The organism is Pseudomonas sp. ACN8, assembly GCF_002303925.1.
In the GTDB taxonomy this organism is placed as follows: domain Bacteria; phylum Pseudomonadota; class Gammaproteobacteria; order Pseudomonadales; family Pseudomonadaceae; genus Aquipseudomonas.
The window spans coordinates 138908-159948 of record NZ_MRCS01000004.1; the positions used below are offsets into that span (position 1 = coordinate 138908).

Genomic DNA, 21041 nt, shown 5'->3' on the forward strand with positions numbered 1-21041 from the left:
CTCGCTCCCACGGAGCCTGTGCCTGGCACAGGTGTTGTGTTCGAGCAGGTCAGTGTGTGAGCGAGCCTGCTCGCGATGAGGTGCCACTCAAACCCTGAACTTGCCCACCAGCATCTGCAAATGCGTTCCCAACCGTGCCAACTCAACGCTGGAAGCCGCGGTCTCTTCACTCGCCGCCGACGTCTGATCCGACACATCCCGCACATTCAGCACGCTGCGGTTGATCTCTTCAGCCACGGCGCTCTGTTGCTCGGCAGCCGCGGCGATCTGCTGGTTCATCGCCTGGATCGCCGACACCGTGCGGGTGATGCTTTCCAGTGAGCCACCGGCGCGGCGGGTCAACTCTACGCTGCTGTCGGTCAGGCTACGGCTGTTGTCCATGATGGTCGCCACTTGCTGGGTGCCGTTTTGCAGGCCGACGATCAGCTCTTCGATCTCTTCGGTGGACTTCTGGGTGCGCTGGGCCAGGCTGCGGACTTCGTCGGCGACCACGGCAAAACCACGTCCGGCTTCACCGGCGCGGGCTGCTTCGATGGCGGCGTTGAGCGCCAACAGGTTGGTTTGCTGGGCCACGGACTTGATGACGTCGAGCACGCTGCCGATCTTGTCGCTTTCGCGCTGGAGTTCGCCCATGGCTTCGGTGGAGTGGCCGACTTCCTTGGCCAGGCGTTCGATCTGGGCGATGGCTTCACCGACCACTTTGTCACCCTCACGGGCCTGCTGGTCGGCGGCGACGGCGGCTTCGGAAGCTTCTTCGGCGTTGCGCGCAACTTCCTGCACGGTAGCGGCCATTTCGTTCATGGCGGTGGCGACCTGATCGGTCTCGACCTTCTGGCTGTTGACTCCGGCGCTGGTCTGCTCGGTGACGGCAGACAACTCTTCGGCGGCGCTGGCGATCTGCGTGACGCCATCGCTGATGCCGCCGATCAGTTCGCGCAAGCCTTGGGTCATGCTCTGCATGGCACGCTGCAACTGGCCGAGTTCGTCGCGGCGCTGCGACGTCAGGTTGTGGGTCAGGTCGCCACTGGCGACGCGCTGGGCCACGACCAGGGTCTGGTTCAATGGAATGATGATCTGCCGGGTGATCGCCCAGGCGGCCAGCAAGCCGAAGGCGATGGCCAGAGCGGTGGCGAGGGTCAGCATGTTCTTGGCGTGGGCGGCGTCGGTGTCGCGCACGACGGTTTGCGAGACGGTGAGTTTCTGGCTCATGTCCACCAGGATGTCGCCTTGGGCAGACATGCGTGCCAGGGCCTTGGCGCTGGCCACCTGGGAGTCGCGGAACTGGCTGACGGCGGCACGGTAGGCCTTCAGTGAATCAGTCGCCTGTTGCAGGTTGGCGATGTGTTCTTCGGGCAGTCTGGCCGGTAGGCTCTCGAGGTTCTTCAGGGCGTTGTCGATCGCGTCGAGGGCCGGCTGTTCGGCCTCGCTCTTGCCGCTGTAGGTGTAGCCGCGCACCTGGAAGCGCGCTTGCTGGATCAGTTTGCTCAGGTCGATCACGCTGTTGAACGCCGCCACGCTGTCGCCTTGCAGCATGGATTTTTCCACCTCGGCGACACGGGCCACGGCATTGTCGGCGGTGGCGCCGAGTTTGCTGCGGGCGTCTTCACGCTGGGCGCCGGCCTGGGTCATGTCGCTGAAGGCACGACGGTATTCGGCGACAGCGGCCAGTTGTTGATCGACCATGGTCGTATCGGCCGGTTGCTCGATCAGGCCGCGGGCGGTCTGCAGGCCGCTTTCGAGCTTGCCCAACAGATCGTTGACGGCGCCGGGGCCTTGTTCACCGCGACGCATCTCATAATCCAGGCGTGCAATGCGCAGGTCCTTGGTCAGGTCGTTGAGACTGGCGATGAACCCCAGTTTATCGCCACGGCTGGTCACGCCGCTCAGGCCGTTCCAACCGGTGAAGGTGATCAGCAGGGTGAGTAACAGCACCAGGCCGAAGCCAATTCCCAGTTTGCGTTTGACGCTGACGTTTCCCAGATTCTCGGCTAGCCATTGGTACATGCTGAAACTCCCTGGACCACAATTTGGTTTTATGGGGGATGTATCGGCAGGGGTGCGAGGTTCTGTAGGCGCTGCCCGATATATGGGCGGATGATGAAGTGTAGGAGCGAGCCTGCTCGCGATGGCGGCGGATCAGCCGACATTGATGTGGCTGGTACACCGCCATCGCGAGCAGGCTCGCTCCTACAGGGTAAATGTGTGATCTCAGAAAAGTCGTGCGAGCAGCGCGGTCACGGCGGTTTCGACGCGCAGGATGCGCTCGCCCAGTTGCACCGGTTGCAGGCCGGACTTGCCCAGCAGGTCGATCTCGTAGGGAATCCAGCCGCCTTCGGGGCCGATGGCCAGAGTCACCGGTTCGCTGAGCGCGCGAGGGCAGGGCGGGTAATTGCCCGGATGCCCCACCAGGCCGAGGGTGCCATCGGTCATCGCCGGCAGACGGTCTTCGACGAAGGGCTTGAAACGCTTCTCGATCACGACTTGCGGCAGCACGCTGTCCCGGGCCTGTTCGAGGCCGAGGATCAACTGCTCGCGGATCGCCTCAGGCTCCAGGAAGGGGGTCTGCCAGAAGCTCTTCTCGACGCGATAGCTGTTGACCAGGACGATACGCGGCACACCCATGGCCGCCACGGTCTGGAACACCCTACGCAGCATTTTGGGGCGTGGCAGGGCCAATATCAGGGTCAATGGCAGCTTGGCTGGTGGTGGCTGGTCGAGGATGACGCGCAATTCCGCTTCGTCGGCGTCCAGGCGCAGCACTTGGGCCGAACCCATCAAGCCGCCGATCCGCCCGACGCGCATGCTGTCACCGACTTCGCAGCGGTGGACTTCCTGCATGTGCGTCAACCGGCGATCACGCAGGATCACCCGGTCGGCCGCAATGAAATCGGCCTCTTCAAGGAGCAGCAGGTTCACGCTTGGGTCGCTGGCGGCTGGTCGTTGTGATCGTCAGCCGGCTGATCGTCCGGATGCTCGCCACGCTTGCTGATCAGGCTGCCAAACAGGATGCCGACTTCAAACAGCATCCACATCGGTATGGCCAGCAGGGTCTGCGAGAAGATGTCCGGCGGGGTCAGGATCATGCCGACCACGAAGCAGCCGATGATCACGTACGGGCGGATCTTCTTCAGGTATTTGACGTCGACCACGCCGATCCACACCAGCAGCACCACGGCCACCGGGATTTCAAACGCCACGCCAAAGGCGAAGAACAGCGTCATGACGAAATCAAGGTAGCTGGTGATGTCGGTCATCATTTCCACGCCGGCCGGGGTGGCGGAGGCGAAGAACTTGAAGATCAGCGGGAACACCAGGAAATAGGCGAACGCCATGCCGGCGTAGAACAGAAAGATGCTGGAGACCAGCAAGGGCACGGCGATGCGCTTTTCATGCTTGTACAGGCCCGGGGCGATGAAACCCCAGATCTGGTGCAGGATCACCGGGATGGCCAGGAACAGCGAGACCATCATCGTCAGCTTCAGCGGCGTCAGGAACGGCGACGACACGTCGGTGGCAATCATCGTCGCGCCGGCGGGCAGGTACGCGCGCAGCGGCGTGGAGACGAAGGTGTAGATCTGCTGGGTGAAGGCGAACAGCCCGGCAAAGATGATGAAGATCGCCGCTACGCAGCGCAGCAGGCGGGTACGCAACTCGGTGAGGTGCGAAACCAGCGGCATGTGCTGGTCGTTTTCAGGGAGATCGCTCATGGGGCTCGCGGCGGCAAAGTGGTGTCATTAGGCGCCGGCGTTGTCGGCGCGGTGACTGGAGCAACCGGAGTGGCTGCAACAACAGGCGCAGGTTCGACAGGCGCTACAACGGGAGCAGGTGTCGGGTCGACGGCAGCGGCAGGCGCATGAATCGTCTGCGCACCCACATGCTCCACCGGCGTCGGCTCCTGCTGGGTCGGCGTGAAGATTTTCCGCGCCTCCTGCTCAAGCGACAGGATGTGTTCGTTGTGCAGTTGCCGACGAATTTCGTCGGCACCGATTTCACGTTCAACTTCCTGTTTTATCGCGTTGAAGCTGCGCTTCAGTCGCCCGACCCACAGGCCGGCGGTGCGCGCAGCGCCCGGCAAGCGCTCGGGGCCCAGCACCAGCAGGGCGACGAGGCCGACGAGCAGCAGTTCAGAGAAGCTGATACCAAACATTAGTCAGTGCTCACACGTCTTTGCGGATCGGCTCTTCGACTTTCTGTGCCTGCACGTCGATGGTGTGCGGCTGGTTCACGGATGCCTGTGGCTGTACCGGTGGAACCGGTTGGGCCGGGGTCGCATTCGGATCGGCCGGTTTTTCGTCGTCGTTCATGGCTTTCTTGAAGCCCTTGATCGACTCGCCGACGTCGGTGCCGAGGTTTTTCAGTTTCTTGGTGCCGAACACCAGTACCACGACCACCAGGATGACGATCCAGTGTTTCCAGTCAAAAATGCCCATGCTGCTGCTCCTCTCTAATCGTTATTCAGGCGGACGGTCGCGAGGCTTTCTCGGCGTGTCCGGAGAGACCGAAACGACGGTCCAGTTCATCGAGTACAGCCTGTGGATGCTGCCCCAATTGGGCGAGCATGACCATGCTGTGGAACCACAGATCGGCGGTTTCGTAGATCACATCGCTGCAGTCGCCGCTGACGGCGGCGTCCTTGGCGGCAATGATGGTCTCGACCGACTCTTCGCCGACTTTTTCCAGAATCTTGTTCAAGCCCTTGTGGTACAGGCTGGCGACATACGAGCTATCGGCGGCGGCGCCTTTGCGCTCTTCGAGTACCTCAGCGAGGCGGGTGAGAGTGTCACTCATGTTTGTGCCCTGCGGAATAGATGGCGTGCGGATCTTTCAGAACCGGGTCGACGGTTGTCCAGTCGCCGTTCTCATAGATGCGGTAGAAGCAGCTCTGGCGGCCGGTATGGCAGGCGATGTCGCCGATCTGCTCGACCATCAGGATGATGACGTCGGCGTCACAGTCCAGGCGCATCTCGTGCAGGGTCTGCACATGGCCGGATTCTTCGCCCTTGCGCCACAGCTTGCCACGGGAACGCGACCAGTAAATGGCGCGGTTTTCGGCAGCGGTCAGTTCCAGTGCTTCGCGGTTCATCCAGGCCATCATCAGGACGCGCCCGGTCTTGTGATCCTGGGCGATGGCCGGCACCAGGCCGTCAGCGTCCCACTTGATCTCGTCCAGCCAGTTTTTCATCTTCGACTCCGACAGCGGGCTCGACACTTCAATAGCCGAGCTCAGGCGTTGAAACAGTGTGCCAGTCGTTCACACAACTGGCTATCGGCGCACGACCAGATACAAGCCGACCGCCATCATGATTCCCGCCGGCCAATAGGCCAGCTGGTTCAGCGGACCACCCGCGGCAAGGACGGCGCCACCGGCCAGGTGGGCCGTACCGAGCAGGCGCAGGAACCAGTCGTCTCGGCGTCGGTGCCACGATGGCGGCGGGTTAAGGGCATGGGGTTGGGACATGCGCTCGAGCAGGTCGCGGGCCATGTTGGCCAGGTGCGGGATCTGCTCGAACTGGCTGTGCACGTTGCCGAGCAGGGCTTTGGGGCTGACCCGCTCGCGCATCCAGCGCTCGAGGAACGGTTGCGCGGTGTTCCACAGATCGAGGTCCGGGTACAGCTGGCGGCCCAGGCCTTCGATGTTCAGCAGGGTTTTTTGCAGCAGGACCAGCTGTGGCTGCACTTCCATGTTGAAGCGCCGCGCGGTCTGGAACAGGCGCATCAGCACCTGGCCGAAGGAAATATCTTTTAACGGTTTTTCGAAGATCGGCTCGCACACGGTACGGATCGCCGCTTCGAACTCGTTGAGTTTGGTTTCCGCCGGTACCCAGCCCGAATCGATGTGCAACTGCGCCACGCGACGGTAATCGCGCTTGAAGAAGGCGAACAGGTTGCGCGCCAGGTAATCCTGGTCTTCCGGGGTCAGGCTGCCGACGATGCCGCAGTCGATCGCAATGTACTGTGGGCTCCACGGATTCACGGTGCTGACGAAAATGTTGCCGGGGTGCATGTCGGCGTGGAAGAAGCTGTCGCGGAACACCTGGGTGAAGAAAATCTCCACGCCACGCTCGGCGAGCATTTTCATGTCGGTGCGCTGGTCCGCCAGGGTCGCCAGATCGGTGACCTGGATGCCGTAGATGCGTTCCATCACCAGCACTTTCGGCCGGCACCAGTCCCAATACACTTGCGGCACGTACAGCAGCGGCGAGCCATCGAAGTTGCGTTTCAACTGGCTGGCGTTGGCCGCCTCGCGCAGCAGGTCGAGTTCGTCGTAGATGGTTTTTTCGTAGTCGCTGACCACGTCCACCGGGTGCAGCAAACGCGCATCGGCCGAGAGTTTTTCGGCGGCGCGGGCGAGGATGAACAGCCACGCCAGGTCCTGGGCGATCACCGGCTTGAGGCCCGGGCGGATCACCTTGACCACCACTTCCTCACCGGTTTTCAGTTGCGCGGCATGCACCTGCGCCACCGAGGCCGAGGCCAGCGGTTCGACGTCGAAACGACTGAACACTTCGCTGATTTTCTTGCCCAGCTGTTCTTCGATCAGCTTGACCGAAACCTGCGAGTCGAACGGCGGCACGCGGTCCTGCAGCTTCATCAGTTCGTCGGCGATGTCTTCGGGCAGCAGGTCGCGGCGGGTGGACAGGATCTGCCCGAACTTGATGAAGATCGGCCCCAGGTCCTGCAACGCCAGGCGCAAGCGCGCGCCACGGCTCAGGTCCAGGGGCTTGCGCGGGAACCAGCGCCATGGCAAGGCATAACGCAGCGCCCGCAAGAACCAGGGCAGCGGCAGGGCGAACAGCAGGTCATCGAGGCGGTAGCGGATCACGACGCGCTGGATGCGCAACAAACGGCGGACGGCAAGCAGCTTCATGCGTTATCGCTTGGGTCGAGGGATCGGGAAAGGCGCTCGAAACGCGCCTCGAGACGTTCCAGATCGAGCTTGATCTGGTCCAGTTCACTGAATCGGGCTTCGGCTTCGCGCTGACCGACGAGGGTGCGCGATTCTTCGGCCAGGTACTCGCCCAGATTCTGGCCCAGGCTGGCAAAGCCTTGCTGATACCAGCGGGCGCGGCTGCGCAGGTGGCCGCCGACCAGTTGCGTGGCTACCGGGCCGAGCCAGCGCGACAGCTCGTACTCCCAGTCCAGTTCGAGGTCCTGGAGGATCGCCGCCAGTTCCAGCAGCACGCCGCTGTCGCCATCGAGTTCGACTTCAGGTGCGTGCAGGACGGAAGTCTTGTCCCGGCTCATCGCCAGTTTCAGCAGGCTCGAGGCCGGCGCACGCAAGGTGCAGTCGGCGCCGGTTTCCCACTGCGAGGCGAGCATCAAACCTTCGTCGCTGGCCAGGATGAACAGTTGCAGCGCCGGGCTGCGGCAATCGACGGCGATCACTTTGCCGGTCAAGTGCGCCAGCCGCGGCAGCGCCGTGCTGTCGAGGCGCAGCACCCGGTTCAGGCCGAGTTCAACGCTGGCGAGCAGGCCGGCGAGCAGCATCAGGGCTTGATGCCGCGGTGCAGGGCAACGATGCCTGCGGTCATGTTGTGATAGGTCACGCGGTCGAAACCGGCCTCGACCATCATCGACTTCAGGGTTTCCTGGTTCGGGTGCATGCGGATCGATTCGGCCAGGTAGCGATAGCTTTCCGAGTCGTTGGTGATCAGCTTGCCCATCAGCGGCATGAAGGCGAACGAGTAGGCGTCGTAGGCCTTGGACATCAGCGCGTTGGTCGGCTTGGAGAACTCCAGCACCAACAAGCGGCCGCCAGGCTTGAGCACGCGCAGCATCGAGCGCAGGGCGTCTTCTTTGTGGGTCACGTTGCGCAGGCCGAAGGCGATGGTCACGCAATCGAAATGGTTGTCCGGGAACGGCAGTTTTTCCGCGTCGGCCTGGACGAACTCGACGTTGCCGGCCACACCCAGATCCAGCAGGCGATCACGACCGACCTTGAGCATGGATTCGTTGATGTCGGCCAACACGACCTGGCCGGTCGGGCCTACCAGATGCGAGAACTTGCGGGTCAGGTCGCCGGTACCGCCGGCGATGTCCAGCACGCGGTTACCGGTGCGCACACCCGACAGTTCGATCGCGAAACGCTTCCACAGACGGTGCATGCCGCCCGACAGAAGGTCGTTCATCAGGTCGTACTTGGCGGCTACCGAGTGGAAAACCTCAGCGACTTTTTCCGCTTTCTGGCTTTCCGGAACGTTTTTGAAGCCGAAGTGAGTGGTGGGTTCGGCATCGCTGCCTTTGCGCTGATCAGTCATATCGCTGTCACCAAAAGAGAATGCGCGACATTCTAATCCCCAAGGCATGCTTTGTCTTGGCAAGGCTGAAGGTAAGATGGGCAACCATCGGGACGTTTTGACGCAGCAGAGGTCAAGATGCCTCGGGAAAGCATCCATAAAGCAGGAGTCATTCGATGGCCCGTATTAGTGTTGAACGTGCCCATGGCCTGGGTAAGGAAGCGGCTCGCGAGAAGGCCGACAAGCTGGCGCAGAAACTTTCCGATCAGTATGGCCTGGAGCCGCAGTGGTCCGGCGACACCCTGAACCTCAAGCGCTCGGGTGTGAAGGGCGCGGTGCATGTCAGCGAGGATTCGATCAGGGTCGACGTGGAGCTGGGCCTGATGATGTCGGCCATGAGCGGCATGATCAAAGCGGAAATCGAGAAGGCGCTGGACAAGGCGTTGGTCTGATTTCCTGCTGAAATACGGTCCCCCTGTGGGAGCCAGCCTGCTGGCGATAGCATCCTGTCAGTCAGCTTTTTTGTTACTGACACACCGCTATCGCCAGCAGGCTGGCTCCCACATTTGTTTTGTGGTGCACCCGACGGTTCATGTCATTTGTTAGGGTGCCGTTTCTAATTTTTCTCCCTACTTTGTGCCAGAGCCCGACACTTACCCGGGCAGTTCCTCAAACCTTCTGCGCGTGAGGTGCACCATGGCCAAAGTTATTTTGAAGAAAAAAATCGACCCGTCGACCGGCACGCTGGGCGACGTCAAATCCTATGCCCGCAAGATCTGGCTGGCGGGCCTGGGTGCCTACACCAAGGTCGGCCAAGAGGGCAGCGAATACTTTCAAGAGCTGATCAAGGCGGGTCAGGTTGTTGAAAAGAAAGGCAAAAAGGTAGTTGCCGAGAAACTTGAAGCGGCCAATGCCGAGATCGATGAAGCCAAGAGTGAAGTCAGCACTTTCAAAGGCCGTGTCGAAGTTCAACTCGACAAGGTCGAGAAGGCGTTCGACACGCGTGTCGCAAGTGCCTTGAATCGTATCGGCATTCCGTCTAAACATGACGTTGAGACACTCTCTGCTAAGCTCGATGAGCTGACGGCATTGCTCGAACGTGTCGCGCGTAAATCTTAAGGAGAACGGGATGGCTGTTAAAAAGAAAACCGAAAAAGAAGGCAGCTCGTGGATCGGGAAGGTTGAAGATTACTCCCGAAAAATCTGGCTGGCTGGTTTAGGCGTGTACTCGAAGATCGACACTGACGGCAGCAAACTCTTCGATGCATTGGTCAAGGACGGCGAGAAAGCCGAGAAGCTCACCAAGAGCGCTGTTGGCAAGACTGTCGACGCCGCCAAGGACTCCGCTTCTTCGGCCAAATCGCGCATCAGCGGCGTGAAAGATCGCGCACTGGGCAAGTGGGATGAGCTGGAAGGTGCTTTTGACAAGCGTCTGAACAGCGCCATTTCGCGTCTGGGCGTACCAAGCCGCAACGAAGTCAAGGCACTGCACAGCAAGGTCGAAACACTGACCAAGCAAATCGAAAAACTGACCGGTGCCAAGGTTGCGCCTGTTGCGGCGAAAACCGCAGCGGCCAAACCGGCCGCCAAAACCGCAGCCAAGCCACTGGCAAAAGCAGCGGCTAAACCTGCTGCCAAGCCGGCGGCTAAAACTGCAGCCGCCAAACCGGCCGCGGCCAAACCGGCGGCCAAACCGGCGGCCAAGCCGGTTGCTGCAAAAGCCGCCGCTAAACCAGCGGCTAAACCGGCCGCCAAGCCTGCAGCGAAAACTGCAGCGGCCAAGCCAGCAGCCAAGCCTGCTGCGGCGAAAAAACCAGCGGTGAAAAAGCCGGCAGCTCCAAAAGCCGCCGCGCCAAAACCAGCAGTGGCAGCTGCCAAACCGGCAACGCCGGCAGCTCCGGTCAGCGCGTCGAACTCCGCGACCGCGCCAACCCCTGCTGTCACCCCGACTGTCGCGCCAGCTCCATCGACGCCAACCAGTCAGTCCTGATTTTCAGGGCTCAAGAAAACGCCCGGCCTGTGAAGGTCGGGCGTTTTTGTTTGTGCGCGAATCTCTGATCGACACAGACCCAGATCCACTGTAGGAGCGAGCTTGCTCGCGAAAAAGGTACAGCCGACGCTACTCAGTGCCTGAAATACCATCGCGAGCAAGCTCGCTCCTACAGGGGGGGCGTTGTGGCCAGGGTTATTCGTGGTCTTCCAGATACTCCATCGCCATCTGTTCGGTTGCAGCCTTCATCGACGGCAGCAGGTGCGGCGCCACCAGCATCATGATCTGGTAAACCACCAATCGCACCTCGCCCTGACGATCAAGAATCCGCTGGTAATCCAGTGAGAACAGCAGCGTCATGGTGATTTGCTCCACCAGTTGCCCCAGTGCCTGGGTATCGCTGACCAGCAGCCCTTGTGCCTTCAGTCGCGCCAGCAACGACGCCAGTGTGCGCTTGAGTGCATTGAGCAGGTTGCGAATGCCCTTGGCCAGTTTCGGCAGGCGCCCGGCGAGGTTCGACAGGTCCTGGAACAGGAACCGGTAGTGGGACAGGCGTTCGACGATCAGGTGCAGGAACAGCCAGTATTCTTCGGGTGCCAGTTCAGCATCGGCCGGTGGATCGAGCAAGGGCGCCAGTTCGCCCTGAAAGCGCTCGAACAGCCCGAGAATCAGCGGTTCCTTGCCGTGGAAGTGGTAGTAGAGGTTGCCCGGGCTGATGCCCATTTCATTGGCAACTTCCATGGTGGAGACATTCGGTTCGCCCTTTTGATTGAACAACTGCAGGGCACATTCGAGGATCCGGTCGCGGGTTTTCATCCAGTCTTCTTAATGATCGGGTCTTGCCACGGCCAGCAGAGGCCGTGGCTCGTTGAACGTCAGCGCACGCGCACGTAAGTACCGGGTGCTGCCTCCATCGGTGGATAGTTCTGGTTGCCGAGGGCCATGTGGGTTTCCTTCTGCGCGCCGGATCGTTCCTGAATCCAGCCCAGCCATTGGGTCCACCAGCTGCCATCGACACGCTTGGCGTCGTAGTACCAGGCCCGTGGGTCGCTGCTTAGTTTGCCGTTCTCGACGTAGTTGGCTTTCGGGTTGCTCGGCGGGTTGAGGATGCTCTGCACATGACCGCTGTTGGACAGCACGAAGCGGCGCTCGCCGCCGAGCAACAGCGTCGAGCGATACACCGCATCCCACGGCGTGATGTGATCGTTGATGCCGGCGACGCTGAAGCTGTCGACGGTGACCTTCTGCAAATCGATCGGTGTGCCACAGACTTCCAGGCCACCTGGGTGGGTCAGCGGGTTGTGCTTGAAGAAGTCCAGCAGGTCGCCATGCAGGGCGGCCGGCAGGCGTGTGTTGTCGTTGTTCCAGTAGAGAATGTCGAACGCCGGTGGCTCCTTGCCCAGCAGGTAGTTGTTGACGAAGTAGCTCCAGATCAAATCGTTGGGGCGCATCCAGGCGAAGACCTTGGCCATGTCGCGGCCGTCCAGCACACCTTTCTGATAGGAGCGGCGCTTGGCGGCTTCCAGGGTCTGTTCATCGGCGAACAGCGTCGCGGGGCTGTCCATCTGACTGTCGAGCAGGCTCACCAGGTAAGTCGCGCTGGACACCCTGCGCAGCTGCCGCTTGGCCTGCAAGTGACCCTGCAACGCGGCAATGGTCAGCCCGCCGGCGCAGGCGCCCATCAGGTTGACCTCCCGTGCGCCGGTGATCGCCCGGCAGACGTTCATGGCTTCTTCCACGGCTTCCACGTAGGTCGAGAGCCCCCATTCACGGTGGCGCACATCCGGGTTACGCCAGCTGATCATGAAGGTTTGCAGGCCGTTTTTCAGCGCGTACTGAACGAAGCTGTTGTGGGGGCTCAGGTCGAAAATGTAGTACTTGTTGATCTGCGGCGGCACTACCAGCAGGGGCTTGGAGTACTGTTTTTCGCTCATCGGCTTGTACTGGATCAACTCCAGCAGCTCATTGCGAAACACCACGGCACCGGTGGTGGTGGCGACCGTCTTGCCGACCTCGAACGCTTGCTTGGTGACTTGCCGGGGCAGGCCATCGTTGTGCAGCAGATCGTCCACCAAATGGCCGATGCCGCGCACCAGGCTGTTGCCGCCGGAATTGAACAGCTCCTTGACCGCCAGCGGATTGAGCAGGGTGTTGGAGGGCGATACAGCGTCGTTGAGCAGGGCGAAAGCGAAGTGGGCGCGGGCGCGGTCGTCCGGGCTCATGTCGCTCTCGTCGATCCAGCTCTTGACCTGTTTCTGCCAGCTCAGATAGGCCTGCAGGCTGCGCCGATAAAACGGATTGAGGCTCCATGCCGGATCGGTGAAGCGAGCGTCCTGCGGATTGGTCGGGTGCAGGGTTTCGCCCAGCAGCACACGGCCCAGCTGACCGCCGAGTTTGAGGGCATGTCGGGCGCTGTGCACCGGATTGCGCAAGCCATGGGCGGCCACACTGCGCAGGGTCGACAACAGATCCCGGCCGCGCAGGCCGGTAATCGCACTCTGTGCATTGATGAACGCGGCGGGAGTCGGTAAGGAGTCCCTCGCTGGTTTCTCGCGCATGATTCAACACTCCTTCGTCTTCAGGCCAAAAACAAATACACCGAACCAGAACACCATAGACGCTGTAACGGGTTGTTGCGCGGCGTGGCGTCCTGCCAACCGCTGAGGCAGCGGTTTCAGCCGCCCAATGGCGCCGGACGCGGATGCATTACTGCGCGCTGGCGCTCCTCTTCCAGGAATTTCATGATGATCGGGGCCACCGCTTCAGCCCGGGTAATCAGGAACAGATGCCCGTCATCGATGATGTGCAACTGGGCGTTGGGAATCCGCCAGGCCAGCAAGCGCATGTTGACCAACGGGATCAGCGGGTCATCGTCGCCGGCCAGCACCAGGGTCGGCTGGCGGATCTTGTGCAACCAGTGGATGCTGGTCCAGCCGAGGCCGGCGAACAGCTGCCAGTAGTAACCGAGCTTGCCCGCCGAACGCACCTTGGCCGCATGGCTGGCGGCCAGCGTCGGGTCGCGACGGAAAGCGCCGCCGTAGATCATCGGCGCAATACGGATCACGTGGGACGGCTGGATGTAACGTCGAGGGCTGGCCATCATCCACAGCACCTTCGGTTTGCCCGGCACCATCACCGCGCCCGCCGCCGTTGCGGCCAGCACGAGTTTTTTGCAGCGCTCCGGATAGTCGTAGGCAAACTGTTGGGCCAGGGCGCCCCCCCAGGACACACCGATGACGTTGACCTGCCCGTAGTCGAGATAGTCGAGCATCCGCGCCGTGAGTTTCGCCAGGCTCGGAAAACGGTACGGCCGGTTCGGTGTCGACGAACCGCCGACGCCGGGTACGTCGAAGGCGATGACTTCCAGGTCCGGGTCCAGTGCCGCGATGAATGGGAACACCAGCTCCAGGTTGGCGCCGATGCCGTTGAAAATCAGCAGGGGCGTCAAGTGAGGCTTGCCGGGGCGTACCGCCGTGCGGAGCGTCTGGCCATCCAGATCGACGGTACGGAATATGAAGGGTTGCGGCATGCTTCTGGCCCTGTGGGTCGCTTTTTCAAGTTCATCCCCAATCCCCTGTAGGAGCGAGCTTGCTCGCGAAAAACGCAAAGGCAACGCATTTATCCAGACAGCACGCGTTATCGTTGACGTTCATCGCGAGCGAGCTCGCTCCTACAAGGGGCGAGGTGTGTCAGTTACCGCTCGTGCACATAAGTGCCCGGCGCGGCTTCACCCGCTGGATAGGCCTTGTTGCCCAATTTCAGCGGAGCTTTTTTCAGGTTGCCCGAACGCTGTGCCTGCCATGCCTGCCAGTGCAGCCACCAGGAGTCGGCGTGCTTGGTCGACTCTTCCTGCCAGTCATCGGCATTGGCGGGCATTTCGGCGCTGGTCATGTAGCGCGATTTCGGATTGCCCGGCGGGTTCAGAATGCTCTGGATGTGCCCGCTGCTGGACAGCACGAATTCAACGTTGCCGCCGAATAGTTGCGCCGACTTGTAGCAGGAGCGCCACGGGGTAATGTGGTCGCTGGTGCCGGCGAGCGAGAAGATGTCGGCGGTGACCTTCTTCAGATCGATCGGCGTACCGCACACTTCCAGTGCATCGGCACGGGTCAACGGGTTACTTTTGAACATCTCGATCAGATCGCCATGGAACGCGGCGGGCAACCGGGTGGTGTCGTTGTTCCAGAACAGGATGTCGAATACCGGCGGCTCGTTGCCCAGCAGGTAGTTGTTGACCCAGTAGTTCCAGATCAGGTCGTTGGGGCGCATCCAGGCGAAGACTTTCGCCATGTCGCGGCCTTCCAGTACACCGGCCTGGTACGACTGGCGCTTGGCGGCTTCGAGGGTTTGCTCGTCGACGAACAGGGCCACGTCGCTGTCCAGGGTGGTGTCGAGCACGCTGACCAGCAGGGTCAGGGCATTGACCTTGTTCTCGCCTATTGCCGCGTAGTGGCCCAGCAGCGCGGTGCAGGTGATGCCGCCGGAGCAGGCACCGAGCATGTTCACGTCTTTGCTGCCGGTGATGGCGGTGACCACATCGACCGCTTCCTTGAGCGCTTCGATGTAGGTCGACAGGCCCCACTCGCGTTGCTCCTTGGTCGGGTTGCGCCAGCTGACGATGAAGGTCTGCACGTTGTTGCGCAGGCAGAACCGCGCCAGGCTCTTTTCCGGGCTCAGGTCGAAAACGTAGAACTTGTTGATCTGCGGCGGTACCACCAGCAGTGGGCGTTCATGCACCTGCTCGGTGATCGGCTTGTACTGGATCAGCTCCAGCACGTCGTTGCGAAAGACCACCGCACCCTCGGTTACGCCAAGGGTCTTGCCGACCTCGAATGCGCCCATGTTGACCTGGCTCGGCATGCCGCCGTTATGCACCAGGTCCTTGGCCAGATGCGAGAGGCCATCGAGCAGGCTCTTGCCACCGGTTTCGAAGAAGCGCTTGACCGCCGCCGGGTTGGCCGCCGTGTTGGTCGGGGCGAAGGCCTCGGTCATGAGGTTGATCACGAAGTGCCCGCGGCTGACGTCCTTGGCCGGCAGGTTGCTGTCGTCGATCCAGTCGTGGAGCTCCTTGCGCCACGCCAGGTAGGTTTGCAGATAACGTTTGTAGAGCGGGTTCTGGCTCCAGGCCGGATCCGCGAAGCGACGGTCATCGCTGGTCGGCAGCAGCTCGGATTTGCCAAGCAGCACGTTCTTGAGTTCAAGGCCGAAATGAGCGACATGCCTGGCGCTGTGAATCGGTTGCTTGATGGCCTGCCTGAGCACCATTCGAGCAGAAGCCAGTAGATCCTTTCCACGCAGTCCAACGACAGGATTCAGCCCCAAGGTGTTTTCCGAGGCTTGACTCTTCAAGTCATCGTTATTCTTGTTACTCATCTACGACGCTCCATTGTCCTGAGACGAGTACCGGGTCCTGCTGTGTAGTCACACAGCCAATGCCAGGTACTGCTGCTCGGGGTGACCGTTAATTCTGCATCGCTGCTTTTTTAATGCAGAGAGCACTGCAGGGAACTTGCCAGTTCCATTGGTTACCCGAGTTTAATTTTTTTCGCAAGCAGGCCAATCGGCGGCCCTGGAGCGGAGCATTCAAACAGATGAAATTAGAAAATGCCCTCTAAAGAGCAAGAGGCTCGGATTAGAGCATCAGCTTGACGACGGATTCGTTCGGGTCGCGGGTTTTTCCGGCGGCTTTGAGCTCGGCCAGATAATCATCCCAGAGTGCGTCATAACGTCGCCCCAGCTCGTACAGATATTCCCAGGTGAACAAGCCGCTGTCGTGGCCGTCGTCGAAGGTCAATTTCAGTGCGTACTGACCGGCCGGTTCTACCTTGCTCAGCCCTACGTTGATCTTGCCAAATTGCAGGATGGGTTTGCCGTGGCCCTGAACCTCGGCGGAAGGAGAGTGCACGCGCAAGAACTCGGCGGGCAGGGTGTATTCCTCGCCGGACGCGTATTTGAGCGTCAGGGTTTTCGAGGCTTTGTGCAGTTTGATGTCGGTGGGGAGTTGGGTCATGGCCTGAGTTCCGTTATGGGGGGAACCCTGTAGGAGTGAGCCTGCTCGCGATGGTGTGTCAGGCAACATCAATGTGACTGACACACCATCGCGAGCAGGCTCGCTCCTACAAGTATGGCTTACAGGATATAACGGGACAGGTCTTCGTTCTGCGCCAATTCGCCCAGGTGGCTGTTGACGTAGTCGGCATCGATCTGGATGACCTTGCCGTCATGGACGCTGGCCAGGTCGCCGGCGCTGAACGACACCTCTTCGAGCAGGCGCTCGAGCAGGGTATGCAGGCGACGGGCACCGATGTTTTCAGTTTTCTCGTTGACCTGCCAGGCGATCTCCGCGATGCGCTTGATCCCGCTCGGCTGGAACTCGATGCCCAGGCCTTCGGTTTTCAGCAGTGCGCAGTATTGCTCGGTGAGCGAGGCGTGAGGCTCGCTGAGTATGCGTTCGAAATCCTCAGGGCTCAGGGCCTTGAGTTCGACACGGATCGGCAGACGGCCTTGCAGCTCGGGCACCAGGTCGCTCGGCTTGCTCAGGTGGAACGCACCGGAAGCAATGAACAGGATGTGATCGGTCTTGACCATGCCCAGTTTGGTGTTGACGGTGCAGCCTTCGATCAGCGGCAGCAAGTCGCGCTGCACGCCTTCGCGGGACACATCGACGCCACCGGAATTACCACGCTTGGCCACCTTGTCGATTTCGTCGATGAACACGATACCGTGCTGCTCGACCGCTTCCAGGGCCTTGGCCTTCAACTCTTCATCGTTGACCAGGCGGCTGGCTTCTTCGTCGCGCACCAGCTTGAGCGCTTCCTTGACCTTGAGCTTGCGGGCCTTCTTCTTGCCCTTGCCCATGTTGGCAAACAGGCTTTGCAGCTGGTTGGTCATTTCTTCCATGCCTGGTGGCGCGGAGATATCGACGCCGGCCATTTCGGCGACCTCGATTTCGATCTCCTTGTCATCCAGCTGACCTTCGCGAAGGCGCTTGCGGAACAGTTGGCGGGTGTTGGAATCGGCAGTCGGGGCGTCGTCGTTGCTGAAACCCATGCGCGCCGGTGGCAGCAGGGCGTCAAGGATGCGCTCTTCGGCGGCGTCTTCGGCGCGGTGGCGAACCTTGACGATTTCCTGTTCGCGCAGCAGCTTGATCGCGGCATCGGCCAGGTCACGAATGATCGACTCGACATCGCGGCCGACATAGCCGACTTCGGTGAACTTGGTCGCTTCGACCTTGATGAACGGCGCATTGGCCAGTTTCGCCAGGCGACGGGCGATCTCGGTTTTACCGACACCGGTCGGGCCGATCATCAGGATGTTCTTCGGCGTTACTTCAACGCGCAGCTCTTCCGGCAGCTGCATGCGGCGCCAGCGGTTGCGCAGGGCAATGGCGACGGCGCGCTTGGCATCGTCCTGGCCGATGATGTGGCGGTTGAGTTCGTGGACGATTTCACGGGGAGTCATGGACATAATATTCAGTGGACCTCAAGCAAGAATGAGCCGTGGTGCGATGGCTGCACGGGCTTACTCGGCGCAGTCCTGCTCCTCAATGGTCTGGGTGTGGTTGGTGAATACACAGATGTCGCCGGCGATACCGAGGGCGGTTTCGACGATCTCACGGGCCGACAGGTCGGTCTTTTTCAGCAGTGCGCTGGCAGCTGCTTGAGCGTAAGCGCCGCCGGAGCCCATGGCGATCAGGCCGTCTTCCGGTTCAACCACATCGCCGTTGCCGGTGATGATCAGGGAGGCGTCTTTGTTGGCGACCGCGAGCATGGCTTCAAGGCGGCTCAGAGAGCGGTCGGTGCGCCATTCTTTGGCGAGTTCGACGGCAGCGCGCACCAGGTGGCCCTGGTGTTTTTCAAGCTGGCCTTCGAAACGTTCGAAGAGGGTAAAGGCGTCGGCGGTGGCACCGGCAAAACCGGCAATGACCTGACCGTGGTACAGGCGGCGAACTTTTTTCGCGTTGCCTTTCATCACGGTATTACCAAGGGAAACCTGGCCGTCGCCGCCCATGACGACTTTGCCGTGGCGGCGAACTGAAACGATGGTGGTCAAGGGAAGAGTCTCCACGCAGCGGGGCGAAAATGCCTTATGCCCATTCATATGGGGGTGGTGGAGAGGATTTCAACTGTAGGGCGGGAGAGAGGACGAGTGGTGTTTCGCAGGTAAGGTTGTGTTGTCTGGTCTGACGCCATCGCCAGCAGGCTGGCTCCCACAGGGTTCTGCGCCAACCCTGTGGGAGCCAGCCTGCTGGCGATGAACGATGACGCGGTGGTTCTGAAGGAATCAGCGGCTCTGGCGTTGTTGTAACAACAAATTGCTGAAGCCTGCGCCCGCCAATTGTTTCTGCGCGGTGGTCAGTTGTTCCCGGTTGCTGAACGGTCCGACCAATACCCGATACCAGGTTTCGTCTTTCACCGTGCCGGACTCAACCGCCACGGCCTGGCCCAGCAGAATGATCTGCGCCCGCACCTTGTCCGCATCGGTCTCTTTGCGGAACGAGCCAGCCTGCAGGAAAAACTTCGTCACCGGCGCAGCCTTGACCGGTGGCGCAGGAGGCGGAGTAATCCCGGCCAAAGCAGCCTGGGCGCGCGCGGTGTCGATCTTCGCCGCTTCGGCCGGGGTGACCGGCGTGGTCGGGATGGCCGGCACTTGCGGCGTCGGCAGGGTCTTCTCCGGCACGGCATCCGGCGGCACGATGACTTCCGATTCCGGCAGCAAGGTGTAGAAGTCGTACTTCGGCTTCACCGGTTGCGTCGGGCTCGGCGGGGTCTTGTTGGCCTCGGCGATCTTGCTGGCTTTCTGCTGTTGCTCGACTTTCTCACGCTTGACCGTATCGCTGCCCTTGCCCGGTTCCAGCTTCATCAGGAATACGATGAAGGCGCCGACCGTCAGGCCGATGGCCATCCACAGCCAGCCCGGGATCGGTTGCTTTGCAGGAGCTTGGTAACGGCTGGCGCCACGCTTGGGTGCAGGTTTTTTCTTGGCGGCCAACTTACATTCGCTCCAGAGTTTCCAGGCCCAAGAGTTCCAGGCCTTGCTTGAGAGTGCGTCCGGTCAGCGCGGCGAGGCGCAGGCGGCTCTGCATTTGCGCCGGGGTATCGGCGGCGAGGATCGGGCAGTTCTCGTAGAAGCTGGAGAACAGGCCGGCGACGTCGTACAGGTAAGTGCAGAGGATGTGCGGGGTGCCTTTTTCGGACACGTTGTTCAGCACTTCGCCGAACTGTGCGAGCTTCGCAGCCAGTTCGTGTTCGTGCGCTGCTTCGAGGACGATCTGGCCGTCGACTTCGCTGAAGTCCTTGCCCAGCTTGCGGAACACGCCGGCCACGCGGGTGTAGGCGTACAGCAGGTACGGTGCGGTGTTGCCTTCGAAGTTGAGCATCAGGTCGAAGTTGAAGCTGTAGTCGCTGGTGCGATGCTTGGACAGGTCGGCGTATTTCACCGCGCCGATGCCCACCACCTTGGCGATGTTGCGCAACTCGGCTTCGGCAAGCTCCGGGTTCTTGTCCTTGACCAGGGTGTAGGCACGCTCCTGGGCTTCGGTCAGCAGGTCGATCAGCTTCACGGTGCCGCCATCACGGGTCTTGAACGGACGACCGTCAGCGCCGTTCATGGTGCCGAAGCCCATGTGTTCCATTTCCATCGGATGGGTCACGAAACCGGCCTTGCGGGCCACGGCGAACACTTGCTGGAAGTGCAGGGCCTGGCGCTGGTCCACGAAGTACAGCGCGCGATCGGCCTTGAGCTTGCCGCTGCGGTAGCGCACGGCCGCCAGGTCGGTGGTGGCGTAGAGGTAGCCGCCGTCGGCCTTGACGATGATCACCGGCAGCGGGTCGCCGTCAGCGTTCTTGAACTCGTCGAGGAACACGCACTGGGCGCCGTTGCTCTCGACCAGCATGCCTGCGGCCTTCAAGTCGTTGACCACGTTGATCAGGTCGTCGTTGTAGGCGCTTTCGCCCATCACGTCGGCCATGGTCAGTTTGACGTTGAGCAGTTCGTAGATCTTCTGGCAGTGGGACAACGAGATGTCCTTGAACTTGGTCCACAGCGCCAGGCAGTCCGGATCGCCAGCCTGCAACTTGACCACCAGGCCACGGGCGCGGTCGGCGAACTCTTCGGACTCGTCGAAGCGTTGCTTGGCGGCGCGGTAGAAGTTCTCCAGATCCGACAGCTCGTCGCTGGTGATCGGGTTTTCCTGCAGGTAAGCCATCAGCATGCCGAACTGGGTGCCCCAGTCGCCGACGTGGTTCTGACGGATCACGGTGTCGCCAAGGAATTCCAGCACACGGGCCACGCCGTCGCCGATGATGGTCGAGCGCAGGTGGCCGACGTGCATCTCTTTGGCCAGGTTCGGTGCCGACAGGTCGACCACGGTGCGCTGCACCGGACCGGCCTTGCGTACGCCGATGTGGGCGTCGGCCAGGGCGGCGTCCAGGCGCGAGGCCAGGGCGTCGGTGTTCTGGAAGAAGTTCAGGAAGCCGGGGCCTGCGATTTCGGTCTTGGCGACGTTTTCGTCGGCCGGCAGCGCGGCGATGATTTTTTCCGCCAGGTCGCGGGGCTTCATGCCGGCCGGCTTGGCCAGCATCATGGCGATGTTGCTGGCGAAATCGCCGTTCTTCTTGTCGCGGGAGTTTTCCACCTGGATCGCCGGCGACAGGCCTTCAGGCAACACACCTTCGTTGACGAGTTGGGTGATGGCTTGTTGGATCAGCTGGCGAATGGTGTCTTTCATGGTCTTCTCTTTCGACCGCAGGCGCGGCGGCGCATCATGCGCTGGTGGAAAAACTGGGCATTATCCGTTGCGAAGACGGGCTTGC

At 61.2% G+C, this 21041-nt stretch carries 22 protein-coding genes and 1 pseudogene; 3 read left to right on the forward strand and 20 right to left on the reverse strand.

Features of this window, described 5'->3' with window-relative positions:
- Positions 1 to 87 precede the first annotated feature (87 nt).
- The 11 genes and pseudogenes from BSF44_RS30980 to ubiE form a co-directional block, all read right to left on the reverse strand.
- A complete protein-coding gene (locus BSF44_RS30980; protein ID WP_371918216.1) occupies positions 88 to 960 on the reverse strand; it encodes a methyl-accepting chemotaxis protein in 873 nt (290 codons plus the stop codon).
- Positions 943 to 2004: pseudogene (locus tag BSF44_RS30985) on the reverse strand (methyl-accepting chemotaxis protein); the annotation flags it as partial. The pseudogene BSF44_RS30985 and the gene BSF44_RS30980, both read right to left, overlap by 18 nt.
- 204 nt (positions 2005 to 2208) lie before the next feature.
- Positions 2209 to 2916 (reverse strand): 16S rRNA (uracil(1498)-N(3))-methyltransferase, encoded by a 708-nt coding sequence (locus tag BSF44_RS03775; RefSeq protein WP_095942341.1) that lies wholly within the window; start codon positions 2914 to 2916, stop codon positions 2209 to 2211.
- The gene (tatC, locus tag BSF44_RS03780) at positions 2913 to 3707 is read right to left on the reverse strand and encodes a twin-arginine translocase subunit TatC (protein ID WP_095942342.1); all 795 of its coding nucleotides are present in this window, start codon (positions 3705 to 3707) and stop codon (positions 2913 to 2915) included. Before tatC ends, BSF44_RS03775 begins: the two co-directional genes overlap by 4 nt.
- Entirely contained in the window at positions 3704 to 4147 is a 444-nt protein-coding gene (tatB, locus tag BSF44_RS03785) for a Sec-independent protein translocase protein TatB (RefSeq protein ID WP_095942343.1), read from the reverse strand. Before tatB ends, tatC begins: the two co-directional genes overlap by 4 nt.
- Before the next feature lie 10 nt (positions 4148 to 4157).
- A complete protein-coding gene (locus BSF44_RS03790) occupies positions 4158 to 4430 on the reverse strand; it encodes a twin-arginine translocase TatA/TatE family subunit (RefSeq protein WP_007989280.1) in 273 nt (90 codons plus the stop codon).
- A 25-nt stretch (positions 4431 to 4455) separates the two neighbouring features.
- Positions 4456 to 4788 (reverse strand): phosphoribosyl-ATP diphosphatase, encoded by a 333-nt coding sequence (locus BSF44_RS03795; protein ID WP_007975564.1) that lies wholly within the window; start codon positions 4786 to 4788, stop codon positions 4456 to 4458.
- Positions 4781 to 5182, reverse strand: coding sequence for a phosphoribosyl-AMP cyclohydrolase (gene hisI, locus BSF44_RS03800; RefSeq protein ID WP_095942344.1), 402 nt, complete (start codon positions 5180 to 5182; stop codon positions 4781 to 4783). The genes BSF44_RS03795 and hisI overlap by 8 nt, the downstream gene beginning before the upstream one ends.
- Positions 5183 to 5263: 81 nt before the next feature.
- Positions 5264 to 6868, reverse strand: coding sequence for a ubiquinone biosynthesis regulatory protein kinase UbiB (gene ubiB / locus BSF44_RS03805; RefSeq protein WP_095942345.1), 1605 nt, complete (start codon positions 6866 to 6868; stop codon positions 5264 to 5266).
- Positions 6865 to 7488, reverse strand: a complete 624-nt coding sequence (locus BSF44_RS03810) for an SCP2 domain-containing protein (protein ID WP_095942346.1) — start codon at positions 7486 to 7488, stop codon at positions 6865 to 6867. Before BSF44_RS03810 ends, ubiB begins: the two co-directional genes overlap by 4 nt.
- The gene (ubiE, locus tag BSF44_RS03815; RefSeq protein ID WP_007989286.1) at positions 7488 to 8258 is read right to left on the reverse strand and encodes a bifunctional demethylmenaquinone methyltransferase/2-methoxy-6-polyprenyl-1,4-benzoquinol methylase UbiE; all 771 of its coding nucleotides are present in this window, start codon (positions 8256 to 8258) and stop codon (positions 7488 to 7490) included. The genes BSF44_RS03810 and ubiE overlap by 1 nt, the downstream gene beginning before the upstream one ends.
- Positions 8259 to 8413: 155 nt before the next feature.
- On the opposite strand from ubiE, the gene BSF44_RS03820 reads away from it, so the two are divergent.
- From BSF44_RS03820 to BSF44_RS03830, 3 genes are all read left to right on the forward strand, one after another.
- The gene (locus BSF44_RS03820) at positions 8414 to 8689 is read left to right on the forward strand and encodes a polyhydroxyalkanoic acid system family protein (protein ID WP_008047826.1); all 276 of its coding nucleotides are present in this window, start codon (positions 8414 to 8416) and stop codon (positions 8687 to 8689) included.
- Positions 8690 to 8933: 244 nt separating this feature from the next.
- The gene (locus BSF44_RS03825) at positions 8934 to 9356 is read left to right on the forward strand and encodes a phasin family protein (protein ID WP_008047828.1); all 423 of its coding nucleotides are present in this window, start codon (positions 8934 to 8936) and stop codon (positions 9354 to 9356) included.
- A 10-nt stretch (positions 9357 to 9366) separates the two neighbouring features.
- A complete protein-coding gene (locus BSF44_RS03830; RefSeq protein WP_095942347.1) occupies positions 9367 to 10227 on the forward strand; it encodes a phasin family protein in 861 nt (286 codons plus the stop codon).
- A gap of 195 nt (positions 10228 to 10422) precedes the next feature.
- Here the strand turns inward: BSF44_RS03830 and BSF44_RS03835 are convergent, their stop codons facing one another.
- The 9 genes from BSF44_RS03835 to argS all read right to left on the reverse strand — a co-directional run bounded on the left by BSF44_RS03835 (position 10423) and on the right by argS (position 20956).
- Positions 10423 to 11043 carry a TetR/AcrR family transcriptional regulator gene (locus tag BSF44_RS03835; protein WP_057712365.1) on the reverse strand — a complete coding sequence of 207 codons (621 nt, stop codon included), beginning with the start codon at positions 11041 to 11043 and terminating at the stop codon, positions 10423 to 10425.
- A 59-nt stretch (positions 11044 to 11102) separates the two neighbouring features.
- Positions 11103 to 12785 (reverse strand): class II poly(R)-hydroxyalkanoic acid synthase, encoded by a 1683-nt coding sequence (gene phaC / locus BSF44_RS03840; protein WP_095942348.1) that lies wholly within the window; start codon positions 12783 to 12785, stop codon positions 11103 to 11105.
- A 116-nt stretch (positions 12786 to 12901) separates the two neighbouring features.
- On the reverse strand, positions 12902 to 13756 hold the full coding sequence (gene phaZ, locus BSF44_RS03845) for a poly(3-hydroxyalkanoate) depolymerase (protein ID WP_008047834.1): 855 nt from the start codon (positions 13754 to 13756) through the stop codon (positions 12902 to 12904).
- A 164-nt stretch (positions 13757 to 13920) separates the two neighbouring features.
- Complete coding sequence (phaC, locus tag BSF44_RS03850) at positions 13921 to 15600, reverse strand: class II poly(R)-hydroxyalkanoic acid synthase (protein ID WP_095942349.1); 1680 nt, start codon at positions 15598 to 15600, stop codon at positions 13921 to 13923.
- A 259-nt stretch (positions 15601 to 15859) separates the two neighbouring features.
- Positions 15860 to 16237 (reverse strand): gamma-butyrobetaine hydroxylase-like domain-containing protein, encoded by a 378-nt coding sequence (locus BSF44_RS03855; RefSeq protein WP_095942350.1) that lies wholly within the window; start codon positions 16235 to 16237, stop codon positions 15860 to 15862.
- Between the two features lie 119 nt (positions 16238 to 16356).
- Positions 16357 to 17694, reverse strand: coding sequence for an HslU--HslV peptidase ATPase subunit (gene hslU, locus BSF44_RS03860; protein ID WP_008047842.1), 1338 nt, complete (start codon positions 17692 to 17694; stop codon positions 16357 to 16359).
- Between the two features lie 54 nt (positions 17695 to 17748).
- Positions 17749 to 18279 (reverse strand): ATP-dependent protease subunit HslV, encoded by a 531-nt coding sequence (hslV, locus tag BSF44_RS03865; RefSeq protein WP_007975582.1) that lies wholly within the window; start codon positions 18277 to 18279, stop codon positions 17749 to 17751.
- A 231-nt stretch (positions 18280 to 18510) separates the two neighbouring features.
- Complete coding sequence (locus BSF44_RS03870) at positions 18511 to 19218, reverse strand: SPOR domain-containing protein (protein WP_095942351.1); 708 nt, start codon at positions 19216 to 19218, stop codon at positions 18511 to 18513.
- A gap of 1 nt (position 19219) precedes the next feature.
- Complete coding sequence (gene argS, locus BSF44_RS03875; protein ID WP_095942352.1) at positions 19220 to 20956, reverse strand: arginine--tRNA ligase; 1737 nt, start codon at positions 20954 to 20956, stop codon at positions 19220 to 19222.
- Between the last annotated feature and the right edge of the window lie 85 nt (positions 20957 to 21041).